A 13090-nucleotide genomic window follows, 5' to 3' on the forward strand; every position below is an offset into this window, starting at 1 on the left:
ACTTCGAGCGCAAAACCTCATACAATGTGGGCTTTTAACCGCCTGTCTGTTTTAAGGATCCGAAGTGAGCACTCTGCCTCCCTGCCCAAAATGCAACTCCGAATACACCTACGAGGATGGCACCCAGCTCATCTGCCCGGAGTGCGCCCACGAGTGGTCGGCCAATGGCGAAGCCGAAGCCGCCAGCGATGACGTGGTGAAGAAGGATTCGGTCGGCAACGTCCTGCAGGATGGCGATACCGTTACCGTGATCAAGGACCTCAAGGTCAAGGGCTCGTCCCTGGTGGTCAAGGTCGGCACCAAGGTCAAGAACATCCGCCTGTGCGACGGCGACCACGACATCGACTGTAAGATCGACGGCATCGGCGCCATGAAGCTGAAGTCGGAATTCGTGCGTAAGGTCTGATTACAAAATCCGCCAATTGGCGCTTGCTATTCTGATAATAAGAATTATTCTCATTGGAACCGCTTTCCAAGGAGAATAGCCATGACTTATCTGATCGACGCCTGGCTGGACCGCCCCCACCCTTACCTGCGCATCCTCCACCGGGAAACCGGTGAGGTGTGCGCGGTGCTCGAAGAAGAAGCACTGGACGAGCTGCGCGACCAGGGAGACCTGGATCTGGACGGGCTGAATTCGAGTGAGCCAGTGGTGCTCAAGGAGCTGGTGCGGAATTTGTTTCTGTTCTGCTATGCGCGGGCGTTGCGCCCTGGGGGATCAGACTGGAATTGAGGCTGGCAGCGCCGGCCTCTTCGCGGGCAAGTCGGGGCGCCGAACCGCCGCTCCCACAGGTATCACAGAGGATTCAGGCCTTGTGCGATACCTGTGGGAGCGGCGGTTCGGCGCCCCGACTTGCCCGCGAATGGGCCGCAAAGCGGCCCCAGCGGTATTACAGAACGTCGAGCAGCTCGACGTCGAACACCAGCACGCTGTGCGGCGGGATGCTACCTACGCCTTGAGCGCCGTAGGCCAGCTCGCTTGGCACGTACAGGCGCCATTTGCTGCCGGCGTTCATCAACTGCAGGGCTTCGGTCCAGCCAGCGATCACGCCACCAACCGGGAATTCAGCCGGCTGACCACGGTCGTAGGAGCTGTCGAACACGGTGCCGTCGATCAGCGTGCCGTGGTAGTGGGTACGCACGTTGCTTTCGCGGGTCGGCTTGGCGCCTTCACCTGCGGTCAGCACTTCGAACTGCAGGCCCGAAGCCAGGGTGGTGATGCCGTCACGCTTGGCGTTCTCGGCCAGGAATTCCTTGCCAGCGGCAGCAGCGGCTTCAGCCTTGGCGGCAGCTTCGGCTTGCATCAGGTCGCGGATGACCTTGAAGCTGGCCGACAGGTCGGCTTCGCTGACGCGGCTGTCGGCGCCGTTGAAGGCGTCGGTCAGGCCGGCCAGGATGGCTTCCAGGCTTACACCTGGTGGCGGGTTGTCACGCAGCTGGCCGCCCAGCTGACGGCCGATGCCGTAGCTGACGCGAGTTTCGTCGGTAGACAGGTTGAGTTCGGACATTATCGTGCTCCACTGCAGGGCGCAGTGCAGCCGCGCCCTTGATGAAAAGGGCGAGCAGCCTAGCACACTGGGGCGCCGCGAGCAGCTACCAGGCCGAACGCTGGGAAATCGGCACCTTCAGGTCTTCTTGCGGGTGCGTGCCCATGCCGCACATCTCGTCCTGCACCGACCAGTGCACGAGGTTCATCGACACCATCGGGATGGTCTGCAGCAGCTTGCGCGCATCCTCCACCGAGTGCACGCGCAAGCGTTCACCGCGGGTATCGGACAGGGGATGGGGATGGCCTTTGACCCGGGCCTCCAGGAGGTAATCGCCGCCTTCGATGGCGATCAGGTTCACTTCGTCGACATGGCCGGCCCTGGCCTCGGTATTGAGCTGATGCAGGTTCATGAGAGCACCTCGCTTTGGGAACCACGCATGAGTGCTCATTTTTTGTACGGATGCAGAAATTGCACAAGGCATTCCTGACGCCGCTCGTCAGTTCAACGTTGCGCACGCCCTGTAGGAGCGGCCTTGTGTCGCGAACGGCTGCGCAGCAGCCCGGTTTTTCAACTTCGCAACAGATAGCCGGGGCCGCATTGCGGCCCTTTCGCGACGCAAGGCCGCTCCTACAAGGAGTGCGCCAGCCGTCAGTGCTTGGTCAGCTTGTCCAGGTAGCCCATGCAGAAGGCCGAGACCACGAAGGTCATGTGGATGATCACGTACCACATCAGGTAATCGGTGGAGATGTTCTGCGCATCCATGAACACCCGCAGCAGATGGATGGAAGAAATCGCCACGATCGAAGCGGCTACCTTCATCTTCAGCGACGAAGAGTCCATCTTGCCCAGCCAGTTGAGCTTCTCCTTGCTCTCGTCGATGTCCAGCTGCGACACGAAGTTCTCGTAGCCGGAAATCATCACCATGACCAGCAGGCCGCCAACCAGCGACATGTCGATCAGCGACAGGATGACCAGGATCAGATCGGCCTCGCTCAGGGCGAAGACGTTGGGCAGGACGTGGACAACTTCCTGGAAGAACTTCAGCGCCAGGGCCAGCAGGCCGAGGGACAGACCGAAGTAGATGGGAGCGAGCAGCCAGCGCGAAGCATACATCGCGTTTTCGAGAATACGTTCCATGGAGGGTTTTGGACTCGTCAGGTGACTGGAAAATCGGCCGCGAGTATAGCCAGCCACCTGTGACAGCAAAAGCCTGCGGCTGGATGCCGCACCGCCAGGAATGTGTATTCAGGTTTCAGGGTGGAACTGGTAATCCCCCAGGTTCCGACAACGCTCGCCGTTGATCCGGCGCAACTGAGCCTGCAAGTGCAGGCACCAGATCTGTGGATCATCGGCTACCTGGTACCCATGCAGGGTCAGGCTGTCGACGATGGCACTGAGCACGGACTCGGCAACCATCGGCCCATGGAACGGCCCTTGGGCCTTGATCGCCGAAGGTTGTTCACCGGCCATGCCGGCGGCAAACAGCAAGGTCCACATGCCATTGTCGCCGGCCAGTGGGCGGATGCTGCATTCGATACGGGTCACCAGGCCCAGGCACTGGCGAGTAAGGCTGAGGTTGCGCATGGCCGCGTCCCCCTCCAATAAGCCCTGTTCAGCCTGAAAACCAGGCTGTTTCCATCCTGAACCCTGATACCGTCCTTAAGTTCCAGCATAGAAGAACAGCACAAAAAGATGGAAAACCGGCGCTGAACGGTAGCACATGGCCGCCAGCGCCGTTTTATTGACTCAGGCCGGTTTGGCCTGGGCAATCACCTCTTCCAGGCGTTCCTTTTCTGCCTTCTCGATTTCTTCCTCGCCGATCATTTCGGCAATCTCACGCAGGCGCTCGACCACCCTGGCATTGACGCTGCCCTCGGTGAACTGGCCTTTTTCGTCCAGCACCCCGGCCTCCTCGCCCACCAGCAGGCTCAGCGCCTCGTCAGCCTGGCTTACGGCATAGACATGGAACATGCCGTTTTCCACTGCCTGCAGCACGCGCTCGTCAAGCATCAGCGTGGCGACGTTGGCGCGCGGAATGATCACCCCCTGCTCGCCCGTCAGGCCGCGTGCCTCGCAGAGGCGGAAGAAGCCTTCGATCTTCTCGTTGACCCCACCCACCGCCTGCACTTCACCAAACTGGTTGATCGAACCGGTAATGGCGAAGCACTGCTTGAGCGGCGTGCGCGACAACGCCGAGATCAGCGTGCACGCTTCGCCCAGCGAGGCGCTGTCGCCATCGACATAGCCGTAGGACTGCTCCAGGGCGATGCTCGCGGAAATCGCCAAGGGGAATTCCTGGGCATAGCGGCTGCCCAGGTACCCGGTGAGGATCATTACCCCCTTGGAGTGGATCGGCTGGCCGAGGTTGACTTCGCGTTCGATGTCGACGATGCCGCTGCCGCCCGGGTAGACGGTGGCGGAAATGCGCGCTGGCATGCCGAACGCCGAATCGCCGACTTCCAGCACGGTCAGGCCGTTGCACTTGCCAATGGCCGCGCCTTCGCTGTCGATCAGGATGATGCCGGCGAGCATGTCATCGAGCACGCGCTGCGAGACACGCCCGGTGCGAGTGGCCTTGGCCTTGAGCGCACGCTCGATGTGACCGGCGTCGGTCATCTCGTCACTGGCCAGCTGGCGGATGAAATCGGCCTCGCTGACCAGCTGGAACAGGTCACCGATGCGTGCCGAAAGGCGCGACTGGTTTTCCGCCAGGCGTGCGCTGTAGGTGGCCAGGCGCGCCACCGCATCGCTGGTCAGCGGTGCCATGCCTTCTTCATTGGTGCGGGTGCGCAGCAGCTGGGCAAACTGCTCGAGGTTCTCGTCGACCATCGGCATGTCTTCGTCGAAGTCGACCAGCACCCGGAACATCTCCTGGAAGTCCGGATCGTGATCCTGCAGCGCGTAGTACAGCTGGCGCGAACCGATGATCACCAGCTTGACGTTCAGCGGGATCATCTGCGGCGTCAGGCTGACCGTGGCGACACGCCCCAGCTCGCCCAGCGGCGACTCCATTTTCAGCTTGCGCGATTGCAGGGCGCGCTTGAGGGCGTCCCAGACGAATGGCTCGCCCAGCATCTTCTCGGCTTCGAGAATCAGGAAGCCGCCATTGGCGCGGTGCAACGCGCCAGGGCGCAACTGCCGGTAGGAAGTGTACAGCGCCCCTTGGTCGGTGCTGTATTCGATGCGGCCGAACAGGTTGTCGTAGGTCGGGTGCGGCTCGAACACCACTGGCGCACCACCGTCAGCGTGGTGGCCGACCACCAGGCTCGGCGCGTACTGCTCTTCGAGCAACTTGCGCGCAGCAGCGTCGGTCTTGCTGTCTTCAACCAGCTGTTCGACTACGGTACGCAGCAGGTTGAGCTGCACGGATTGCAGGTAGGCGCAGACCGCCGCGTTCTCGGCGTACTTTTCCGACAGCGGCGCCAGCAATGGCTGCAAGGCCAGGGTAATGGTTTCTTCGTTGAGCTGACGCAGCTGGTTGTTCGACTCGCGCTTCCATTGCGGCAGGCTGGCCAGTTCCTCGTTGAGGCGCTCTTCGAGCAGGGCGATATCCTCATGGAACTGCTCGCGGACTTCTTCTGGCAACTGGGCGAATTCGGCTTCGTCCAGCGCCTTGCCGTCGGCCATGGGGGTAAAGGCGACGTTGCTGGCATCGCGGTACAGGGCCACGTCCTTTTCCAGCGAGGCGCGCTCGATCACATCCAGGGCACGGTCGTAACGCTGGTTGAAGGCGCGGTCGATGGCGCCCTTCTTCTGCTGGTACGACGGGTGCTCGAACACCGCCGGGAAGGTTGACAGCAGGTTGTCGATCAACCCGCCCATGTCGCTGATGAACTCGGCCGCGCTGCCCGAAGGCAGCTCCAGCGCACGCGGCTCGCGGGTGTCGTCGAAATGGTTGACGTAGAGCCAGTCGGCCGGGGTTTGCTGGCGCTTGCCCTCGGCCTTGAGGTAGCGCTTGACGAACGAGAAGCGACCGGTGCCTGGCTCGCCCATGACGTACACGTTGTAACCAGGGCGCGGCATGGCCACGCCGAACTGCAGGGCCTCGACAGCACGCTCCTGGCCCAGGACTCCGCGAAACGGCTCCAGATCGTCGGTATTGGTAAAGGCAAACTGCTCGGGGGAGAAACGCCGGGTCAGGGCTTCAGGCGCGAGACGCAGGCGCGCAGCGACAGGATCGGGCATTGGGTTTCCTTACTTCGGCGGGGCAGATACGGAGCATTCTGGCGCTGCCCGCGCGCGCCTTGCAAGGCTCCACGGGACTTTATGTCGCAGCTGCGACGCTGACATGGAAAAGCAAATTTTTCGCAATCAACAACGCAACCTTTAGATCATGCCTAAACTCCAAGCTGCGCGGGTGGGTGAAACGCTTTCCCGACCTGGCAACACGTTGCCAGACAACCCTGACCCTTGGTTAAGACAAAGAGAACAATGCTATGAAACGGATTCTTCTGGGTACTCTGTTCACCGTGGTCTCGCTCAACGCCCTCGCTGAAGCGCCGGGCGGCCCGAACTGCGGCTGGGGCAACATGCTGTTCGAAGGCCAGCGCGGTACGCCGGCCCACTTCCTGGCTTCCACCACCAACGGTACCTCCGGTAACGCCACCTTCGGCATGACCTCCGGTACCAACGGCTGCTCCACCAAGGCTTCGCTGACCTACGGCGGCAAGTCCTGGTTCGCCATGAACGGCATGATGAACGAGCTGTCCGAAGACATGGCCATGGGCCAGGGCGAAGCCCTGACCACCTACGCCGTGGTCCTCGGTGTGGCGCCGGAAGATCGCGGCTACTTCGCCTCGGTCACCCACCAGCACTTCAACCAGATCTTCAACAGCGCCGACGTGACTGCCGAAACAGTCCACAGCAACACCCTCGCTGTTCTGAAGAACGACCCACGCCTGGCCAAATACGCTACCGAGGCCTGAGTGCAGCTGCTCCCGCCCCTCACGGGGCGGGTTTCGCCTTTTTCGGCATCGTCAAGAAGTAGTTGCCCGATATGCTCAAACGCCTCGCTTCCCTGGCGCTGTGTGCCTGCGCCCCCGTACATGCCATGCCCGTGCTGGACCCAGGCCGTATCCAGCAACTGGCCAATACCCCTTACTGGATTGCCCTAGGCCACTATGAAACCGCCAAGCTCGGTGGCTGGCGCAGCTATGTGGACGATGACGCCTTCTTCCTCGCCGAGGACGGTGCACACCATCCCGACCAGGAGCTCAAGGCCACCGTCGAAGCGCTGTATGCACCTGCCAGCCTGGGTGACAAGCACGCCCAGTGCGTATTCCCCGCGCGCACCCGCTGGCTGCGTGAACAGCTCGGTCTGCAAGGCCTGCCGCAGCCGGACTGCCAGGAATTCAAGACCTGGTACCAGTCGATCGACCCGCACAGCGCGGCGCTGATTTTCCCGGCGGCCTACCTGAACAGCCCGTCATCGATGTTCGGCCATACCCTGTTGCGCATCGACCAGTCCACCACCCGCAGCGACGACACCACGCTGCTGAGTTACGCAATCAACTTTGGCGCCTACATCGAAGGCAGCGACAACAGCATCCTGTATGCCTGGAAGGGCCTGATGGGTGGCTACCCAGGCCTGTTCGCGCTGATGCCTTACCAGGAAAAGCTCTCCGAGTACCGCAGCCTGGAAAACCGCGACCTGTGGGAATACCAGCTGGACCTGACGCCGGAAGAAACCGGGCGCATGGTCGAGCACGTCTGGGAACTTAAGCAGATCCAGTTCGATTATTTCTTCTTCGACGAAAACTGCTCCTACCGGCTGCTGGAGCTGTTGCAAGTGGCGCGGCCGAGCCTGGACCTGACCTCGCAGTTCCCGCTCACCGCCATCCCCACCGACACGGTAAAAGCGGTGAAGCAGTCTGGCCTGGTCGCCAGCGAAACCTACCGCCCGTCACGCGAACGCGAGTTGCTGGCCCGGGCCGAGCCGCTGGACCATGACGAGAAGCGCCAGGTACTGGCCGTCAGTGCTGATACCGCGCAATTGCAAAGTGCCGATTTCAAAGCCCTGCCCCGCGAGCGCCAGGCGCTGGTGCAGGATGCCGCTTACCGCCTGGAACGCTACCGGGCCAACGGCCAGGAGCGCGACCCTGGCCAGGCCAAGCGCAGCTTCGAGCTGCTGCGGGCGATCAACAGCAACCCGCCGCCAGCGTTGCAGATCGAACGCCCTGGCTTGCCCGAGGACGGCCATGACTCGCGCACCTGGCAGCTGGGCGTCGGTACCCGTGAAGACCGCGCCTACGCCGAATATGGCCTGCGCATGGCCTACCACGACCTCAACGACAACGCCTATGGCTTCCCGCTGGGCGCGCAGATCGAGATTCTGCAGCTCAAGGTGCGTCAGTACGAAGGCAACGACTGGCAGGTACAGCGCCTGGACCTGGCCACTATCCGCTCGCTGACGCCGCGCAACGCGTTGCTCAAGCCTTGGTCCTGGCAAGTAGCCGGAGGCCTGGAGCGGGTGCCTGGCAAACACGACGACGAGGTGCTGGTGAGCCATGTAAACGGCGGCGCCGGCGGCACCTGGCAACTGGCCGATGGCTTGCTGGGCTTTGCCCTGGGCACGCTGCGGGTCGAACACCACAACGACTTCGCCCAGTTCATCGCCCCGGCGACGGGGTTCAACGGTGGGTTGCTGTGGCGCAACGGCCTGGGCAACATGACGCTGGAAGCCAAGGGTGATTACTTCACCAATGGCGAGGTGCGGCGCAGTGTGAGCCTGAACCAGCAGTGGGAGATCAGCCAGAACCTGGGGCTGAGGTTAAGTGCTTCGCGCCAGTTCAGCCACCTGGCGACAGCGCAGAATGAAGTGATGCTCGAAGTGAAGTGGTATCACTATTGAGGCCGCTTTGCGGCCTTTCGCGGGCAAGTCGGCACAACAACAGCACTGTGAACCAACCGACTCTTTGACACTGTTTTGACAGCTCGCCGACAAATCGCCACCTAGACTTTGCGGTATCTCCCCAAAGGTCCAGGTGGTCATGTCGCGGTACTGGTTCGGCTTGTGCATTGCGTTGTTGCTGGCGGGTTGCGAAACCACCCACGATCAGATGGTCAACCACGGTTATCCCCCCGCCTACGCCGACGGCTATCAGGACGGTTGCAGCAGCGGCCGCCAGGCGGCTGGCCTGATGGTTGGCGACTTCAAGAAAGACGTGCCGCGTTACCTGCACAATCGCCAGTACGAAACCGGCTGGGACGATGGGTTCCGCCAATGCCACGCGATGCAGAACAGCGAGGAGCAGCGCCAGTACCACGAGCGCTTCTGGGACGAGCGTGACCGCGAATGGCAGCAGGAGAAAGACCAGGGCGCCGCCCGCGCCTACCGCCGCTGATTCCAACATGCCTGCGTCGCAAACTGACATCCACTGAAACCGCCAGCCTGCCATGCTGGTCTCCTGTACAAGGAGGCCATTGCATGAGCCGAGCATTCGTCAACGAAGACCAGGCCGCCGCCCAGGCCGATCAGCCGGTAGAGCGGCGCGTCAGCGACCAGCCCAATTACGTGACCGCCAGCGGCCTGCGCCAGCTGCAACAACGCGTGAGCGAGCTGAATGCCTTGCGCAGCGCGTTGCAGGCCCAGGCCGAGCGCGGTGACAAGCAACGCCTGGCCGATACCGAGCGGGACCTACGCTATTTCAGCGCGCGGGTGCAGAGCGCGCAGGTGGTGCCGGCGGCGACATCGCGCAGCAAGGTGCAGATAGGTAGCCGGGTCAGGTTCGTCGACGAGCATGACCAGGAGCAGGTGGTGCAGCTGGTGGGCGAGGATGAGGCGGATGCCGGGCGCGGGATGATCAACTGGGGGTCGCCGCTGGGGCGGGCGTTGCTTGGCGCCGGGCCTGGGGATGAAGTGCTGTGGCGGCGGCCGGCGGGGGATCAGATGATCGAAGTGCTCGAAATCTGGAGTAGTGTCTAGGCCATTGGGGCTGCTTTGCAGCCCTTTCGCGACACAAGGCCGCTCCTACAAGGGGCCGCGTACTTCTGTAGGAGCGGCCTTGTGTCGCGAATGGGCCGCGAAGCGGCCCCCAGGCCTTCGGATCAGACCACGCCCTGAGCCAGCATGGCATCGGCAACTTTCACGAAGCCGGCAATGTTCGCACCCTTGACGTAGTTGACCTTGCCATCGGCCTCTTGACCGTAATGCACGCAAGCATGGTGAATCGACTGCATGATGTTGTGCAGCTTGCTGTCCACTTCACCGGCAGTCCACAGCAGGCGCATGGCGTTCTGCGACATCTCCAGCCCCGACACCGCCACGCCACCGGCATTCGATGCCTTGCCCGGGGCGTACAGGATGCCGGCCTCGATGAACAGGTCCACGGCAGCCAGGGTGGTCGGCATGTTGGCACCTTCGGCCACGCAGATGCAGCCGTTGCGCAGCAGGGTACGGGCGTCTTCGATGTCCAGTTCGTTCTGGGTGGCGCACGGCAGTGCGATGTCGCACGGCAGGCTCCACGGCGTCTGGCCCTTGCGGAATTCCAGGCCAAACTGGCCAGCCAGTTCGCTGATGCGGCCGCGCTTGACGTTCTTCAGCTCCATCAGCGCATCCCACTGGGCATCGGTCAGGCCGGCTTCGGCGTACAGGGTACCTTCGGAGTCGGACAGCGAAATCACCTTGCCACCCAGGTCCATGACCTTGCGTGCAGCGTACTGGGCGACGTTGCCGGAACCGGAGATGGCCACGCGGCGGCCGTCGATACGCAGGCCTTGGCGCTTGAGCATTTCTTCAGCGAAGTACACACAGCCGTAGCCGGTGGCTTCAGGGCGGATCAGGCTGCCGCCGTAGGTCATGCCCTTGCCGGTCAGCACAGAGGTGAACTGGTTGGCCAGGCGCTTGTACTGGCCGAACATGAAGCCGATCTCGCGGGCACCGACGCCGATGTCACCGGCCGGCACGTCGCAATCGGCGCCAATGTGGCGGTACAGCTCGCTCATGAAGGCCTGGCAGAAGCGCATGACTTCAGCATCGCTCTTGCCTTTCGGGTCGAAGTCCGAGCCACCTTTGCCGCCACCCATGGGCAGCGAGGTGAGGGAGTTCTTGAACACTTGTTCGAAGGCCAGGAACTTGAGCACGCTCAGGTTCACCGACGGGTGGAAGCGCAGGCCGCCCTTGTAAGGGCCGATGGCGCTGCTCATCTGGATGCGATAGCCGCGGTTGACCTGGACCTTGCCCTGGTCATCGACCCACGACACGCGGAACAGCACGGCGCGCTCAGGCTCGACCATGCGCTCGAGGATGCCCGACTGCAGGTAGTGAGGGTTGGCTTCGAGGAACGGCCACAGGGTGCGCAGCACTTCTTCCACCGCCTGGTGGAATTCCGGTTGGCCCGGGTCGCGTTGCTGCAGGCGTGCAAGGAAATTGTCGACAGATTCGATCATGGTAGACATCTCACCAAGAGGATTGGACTTATTGGTTTTTTCTGGAATGTACCAAGAAGCAATCGCACCGGAATAGGGCGAAATGTCGTTTTTTTGAAATTATTTGGTGCGTTTTATATAAATGTATACAAAATCACCCTTCAGTGGTGGGCCTCTTCGCGGGTAAACCCGCTCCCACAGGTGTCATGCAAAACTTGGTTACAGCGCCTTATCTGTGGGAGCGGGCTTGCCCGCGAATGAGGCCAACAGCACTTTCCAGCCAGGCACAAAAATGGGGCCGGTAAGGGCCCCATTCCTGTGCATCAGAAAACCGGCTTACTGGGCCAGCTTCTTGTGCCGTACGCGGTGCGGCTGGGCAGCGGCATCGCCCAGGCGCTTCTTGCGATCGGCTTCGTACTCGGTGTAGTTGCCCTCGAAGAACACCACGTTCGAGTCGTTTTCGTACGCCAGAATGTGAGTGGCCACACGGTCCAGGAACCAACGGTCGTGGGAAATCACGATGGCGGCGCCCGGGAAGTCCAGCAGGGCTTCTTCCAGCGAACGCAGGGTTTCGACGTCGAGGTCGTTGGACGGTTCGTCGAGCAGCAGGACGTTGCCGCCCTCCTTCAGGGTCAGGGCCAGGTGCAGGCGGCCACGCTCACCACCGGACAGGTCCTTGACGAACTTCTGCTGGTCGCCACCCTTGAAGTTGAAGCGGCCAACGTAGGTACGCGACGGGATCTCGTAGCTACCGATGCGGATCTGGTCGGAACCGTCGGAGATCTGCTGGAACACGGTCTTGGAACCGTCGAGGTCTTCGCGGCTCTGGTCCACGCACGCCAGCTGCACGGTTTCGCCGATCTCGATGCTGCCCGAGTCCGGTTGTTCCTTGCCCATCAGCATGCGGAACAGGGTCGACTTACCGGCACCGTTACCACCGATCACGCCGACGATGGCGCCTTTTGGCATGGCGAACGACAGGTTGTCGATCAGCACGCGATCGCCGTAGCCCTTGGTGACGTTCTTGAACTCGATGACCTTGTCGCCCAGGCGCGGGCCGGCCGGGATGTAGATCTCGTTGGTCTCGCTGCGCTTCTGGAATTCCTGCGACTGCATTTCTTCGAAGCGCTGCAGGCGGGCCTTGGATTTGGACTGGCGGGCCTTGGCGCCTTTGCGCACCCACTCCAGTTCCTCTTTCATGGCCTTCTCGTGGGCGCTCTGCTGCTTGGATTCCTGCGCCAGGCGGTCCGACTTGGCTTCCAGCCAGCCCGAGTAGTTGCCTTCGTACGGGATACCGGCGCCGCGGTCCAGCTCGAGGATCCAGCCGGCGACGTTGTCGAGGAAGTAACGGTCGTGGGTAATCGCTACCACGGTGCCCGGGAAGTCGTGCAGGAAACGCTCCAGCCAGGCTACCGAGTCGGCGTCCAGGTGGTTGGTCGGTTCGTCGAGCAGCAGCATGTCGGGCGCCGACAGCAGCAAGCGGCACAGGGCCACACGGCGCTTCTCGCCACCGGACAGGTGTTCGATGCGGGCATCCCAGGCCGGCAGGCGCAGGGCGTCGGCAGCGACGTCCAGCTGACGCTCCAGGTTGTGGCCGTCGGCGGCCTGCAGGATGGCTTCGAGCTTGGCCTGTTCGGCGGCCAGCTTGTCGAAGTCGGCATCCGGCTCGGCGTAGGCAGCGTAGACCTCGTCCAGGCGAGCCTGGGCGTCCTTGATCACGCTGACGGCTTCCTCGACCACTTCACGCACGGACTTGTTCGGGTCCAGTTGCGGTTCCTGTGGCAGGTAACCCACGTTGATGTCGGGCATCGGACGGGCTTCGCCGTCGAATTCCTTGTCGACGCCCGCCATGATCCGCAGCAGGGTCGATTTACCGGCGCCGTTCAGGCCGAGCACGCCGATCTTGGCGCCTGGGAAGAACGACAGGGAAATGTTCTTGAGAATTTCCCGCTTCGGCGGCACGACCTTGCTCAGCCGATGCATGGTGTAGACGTATTGAGCCAAAACCAAGCCCTCTAATCAGATAGGTAAAGACATCGACGATCGCCCCGGCAGCGTGGCCAGGGGGATGTATTTACGGGGTGTATTGAACAAAGTCGACCATTCTACGCCAACGCGCGGCGTTGCACAGGGTGGTCGGAGGGTGGGGATGGGATCTTGGTGATCCTGGGAGGCATTTGTTGCCTGTGCCGGCCCTTTCGCGGCTAAAGCCGCTCCCACAGGTACAGCACATG

General features: G+C 62.2%; 13 protein-coding genes. 6 read left to right on the forward strand and 7 right to left on the reverse strand.

The features are described from left to right. The first annotated feature begins 64 nt into the window (after nt 1–64). Together APH27_RS08620 and APH27_RS08625 are read left to right on the forward strand one after the other, a co-directional pair. Nucleotides 65–406, forward strand: coding sequence for a zinc ribbon domain-containing protein YjdM (locus APH27_RS08620; protein ID WP_043208469.1), 342 nt, complete (start codon nt 65–67; stop codon nt 404–406). Between the two features lie 81 nt (nt 407–487). Beyond that, nucleotides 488–733 carry a hypothetical protein gene (locus APH27_RS08625; protein WP_027918266.1) on the forward strand — a complete coding sequence of 82 codons (246 nt, stop codon included), beginning with the start codon at nt 488–490 and terminating at the stop codon, nt 731–733. A 157-nt stretch (nt 734–890) separates the two neighbouring features. Here the strand turns inward: APH27_RS08625 and APH27_RS08630 are convergent, their stop codons facing one another. From APH27_RS08630 to APH27_RS08650, 5 genes are all read right to left on the reverse strand, one after another. Further along, nucleotides 891–1508 (reverse strand): FKBP-type peptidyl-prolyl cis-trans isomerase, encoded by a 618-nt coding sequence (locus APH27_RS08630; RefSeq protein WP_060484558.1) that lies wholly within the window; start codon nt 1506–1508, stop codon nt 891–893. An 85-nt stretch (nt 1509–1593) separates the two neighbouring features. Next, nucleotides 1594–1899, reverse strand: coding sequence for a DUF6482 family protein (locus APH27_RS08635; protein WP_027918264.1), 306 nt, complete (start codon nt 1897–1899; stop codon nt 1594–1596). A gap of 239 nt (nt 1900–2138) precedes the next feature. Further along, nucleotides 2139–2627: a TIGR00645 family protein gene (locus tag APH27_RS08640; protein ID WP_003247486.1), complete on the reverse strand. Its 489-nt coding sequence runs from the start codon at nt 2625–2627 to the stop codon at nt 2139–2141. 108 nt (nt 2628–2735) lie between these two features. Beyond that, nucleotides 2736–3074, reverse strand: a complete 339-nt coding sequence (locus APH27_RS08645; RefSeq protein WP_027918263.1) for a hypothetical protein — start codon at nt 3072–3074, stop codon at nt 2736–2738. A gap of 162 nt (nt 3075–3236) precedes the next feature. Further along, the gene (locus tag APH27_RS08650; protein WP_060484559.1) at nt 3237–5675 is read right to left on the reverse strand and encodes a Lon protease family protein; all 2439 of its coding nucleotides are present in this window, start codon (nt 5673–5675) and stop codon (nt 3237–3239) included. A gap of 251 nt (nt 5676–5926) precedes the next feature. On the opposite strand from APH27_RS08650, the gene APH27_RS08655 reads away from it, so the two are divergent. The 4 genes from APH27_RS08655 to APH27_RS08670 all read left to right on the forward strand — a co-directional run bounded on the left by APH27_RS08655 (nt 5927) and on the right by APH27_RS08670 (nt 9414). Further along, entirely contained in the window at nt 5927–6415 is a 489-nt protein-coding gene (locus APH27_RS08655; protein WP_027918261.1) for a DUF3015 domain-containing protein, read from the forward strand. Nucleotides 6416–6486: 71 nt separating this feature from the next. After that, on the forward strand, nt 6487–8340 hold the full coding sequence (locus tag APH27_RS08660; RefSeq protein ID WP_027918260.1) for a DUF4105 domain-containing protein: 1854 nt from the start codon (nt 6487–6489) through the stop codon (nt 8338–8340). Nucleotides 8341–8479: 139 nt separating this feature from the next. After that, on the forward strand, nt 8480–8833 hold the full coding sequence (locus APH27_RS08665) for a hypothetical protein (RefSeq protein WP_060484560.1): 354 nt from the start codon (nt 8480–8482) through the stop codon (nt 8831–8833). An 83-nt stretch (nt 8834–8916) separates the two neighbouring features. Continuing rightward, nucleotides 8917–9414 (forward strand): GreA/GreB family elongation factor, encoded by a 498-nt coding sequence (locus tag APH27_RS08670; protein ID WP_060484561.1) that lies wholly within the window; start codon nt 8917–8919, stop codon nt 9412–9414. Nucleotides 9415–9536: 122 nt separating this feature from the next. Here APH27_RS08670 and gdhA read toward each other — a convergent pair whose 3' ends face one another. Both gdhA and ettA read right to left on the reverse strand, forming a co-directional pair. Further along, nucleotides 9537–10877, reverse strand: coding sequence for an NADP-specific glutamate dehydrogenase (gdhA, locus tag APH27_RS08675; RefSeq protein ID WP_060484562.1), 1341 nt, complete (start codon nt 10875–10877; stop codon nt 9537–9539). 315 nt (nt 10878–11192) lie between these two features. After that, complete coding sequence (gene ettA / locus APH27_RS08680; RefSeq protein WP_060484563.1) at nt 11193–12860, reverse strand: energy-dependent translational throttle protein EttA; 1668 nt, start codon at nt 12858–12860, stop codon at nt 11193–11195. Between the last annotated feature and the right edge of the window lie 230 nt (nt 12861–13090).

This window comes from Pseudomonas sp. NBRC 111123, assembly GCF_001320205.1.
In the GTDB taxonomy this organism is placed as follows: Bacteria; Pseudomonadota; Gammaproteobacteria; order Pseudomonadales; family Pseudomonadaceae; genus Aquipseudomonas; species Aquipseudomonas putida_J.

Excerpts from the sequence above, each read along its gene's own strand:
- APH27_RS08625 (WP_027918266.1), top strand. The coding sequence starts at position 488 with ATGACTTATCTGATCGACGCCTGGCTGGACCGCCCCCACCCTTACCTG.
- APH27_RS08630 (WP_060484558.1), bottom strand. The coding sequence starts at position 1,508 with ATGTCCGAACTCAACCTGTCTACCGACGAAACTCGCGTCAGCTACGGC.
- APH27_RS08635 (WP_027918264.1), bottom strand. The coding sequence starts at position 1,899 with ATGAACCTGCATCAGCTCAATACCGAGGCCAGGGCCGGCCATGTCGAC.
- APH27_RS08640 (WP_003247486.1), bottom strand. The coding sequence starts at position 2,627 with ATGGAACGTATTCTCGAAAACGCGATGTATGCTTCGCGCTGGCTGCTC.
- APH27_RS08645 (WP_027918263.1), bottom strand. The coding sequence starts at position 3,074 with ATGCGCAACCTCAGCCTTACTCGCCAGTGCCTGGGCCTGGTGACCCGT.
- APH27_RS08650 (WP_060484559.1), bottom strand. The coding sequence starts at position 5,675 with ATGCCCGATCCTGTCGCTGCGCGCCTGCGTCTCGCGCCTGAAGCCCTG.
- APH27_RS08655 (WP_027918261.1), top strand. The coding sequence starts at position 5,927 with ATGAAACGGATTCTTCTGGGTACTCTGTTCACCGTGGTCTCGCTCAAC.
- APH27_RS08660 (WP_027918260.1), top strand. The coding sequence starts at position 6,487 with ATGCTCAAACGCCTCGCTTCCCTGGCGCTGTGTGCCTGCGCCCCCGTA.
- APH27_RS08665 (WP_060484560.1), top strand. The coding sequence starts at position 8,480 with ATGTCGCGGTACTGGTTCGGCTTGTGCATTGCGTTGTTGCTGGCGGGT.
- APH27_RS08670 (WP_060484561.1), top strand. The coding sequence starts at position 8,917 with ATGAGCCGAGCATTCGTCAACGAAGACCAGGCCGCCGCCCAGGCCGAT.
- gdhA (WP_060484562.1), bottom strand. The coding sequence starts at position 10,877 with ATGATCGAATCTGTCGACAATTTCCTTGCACGCCTGCAGCAACGCGAC.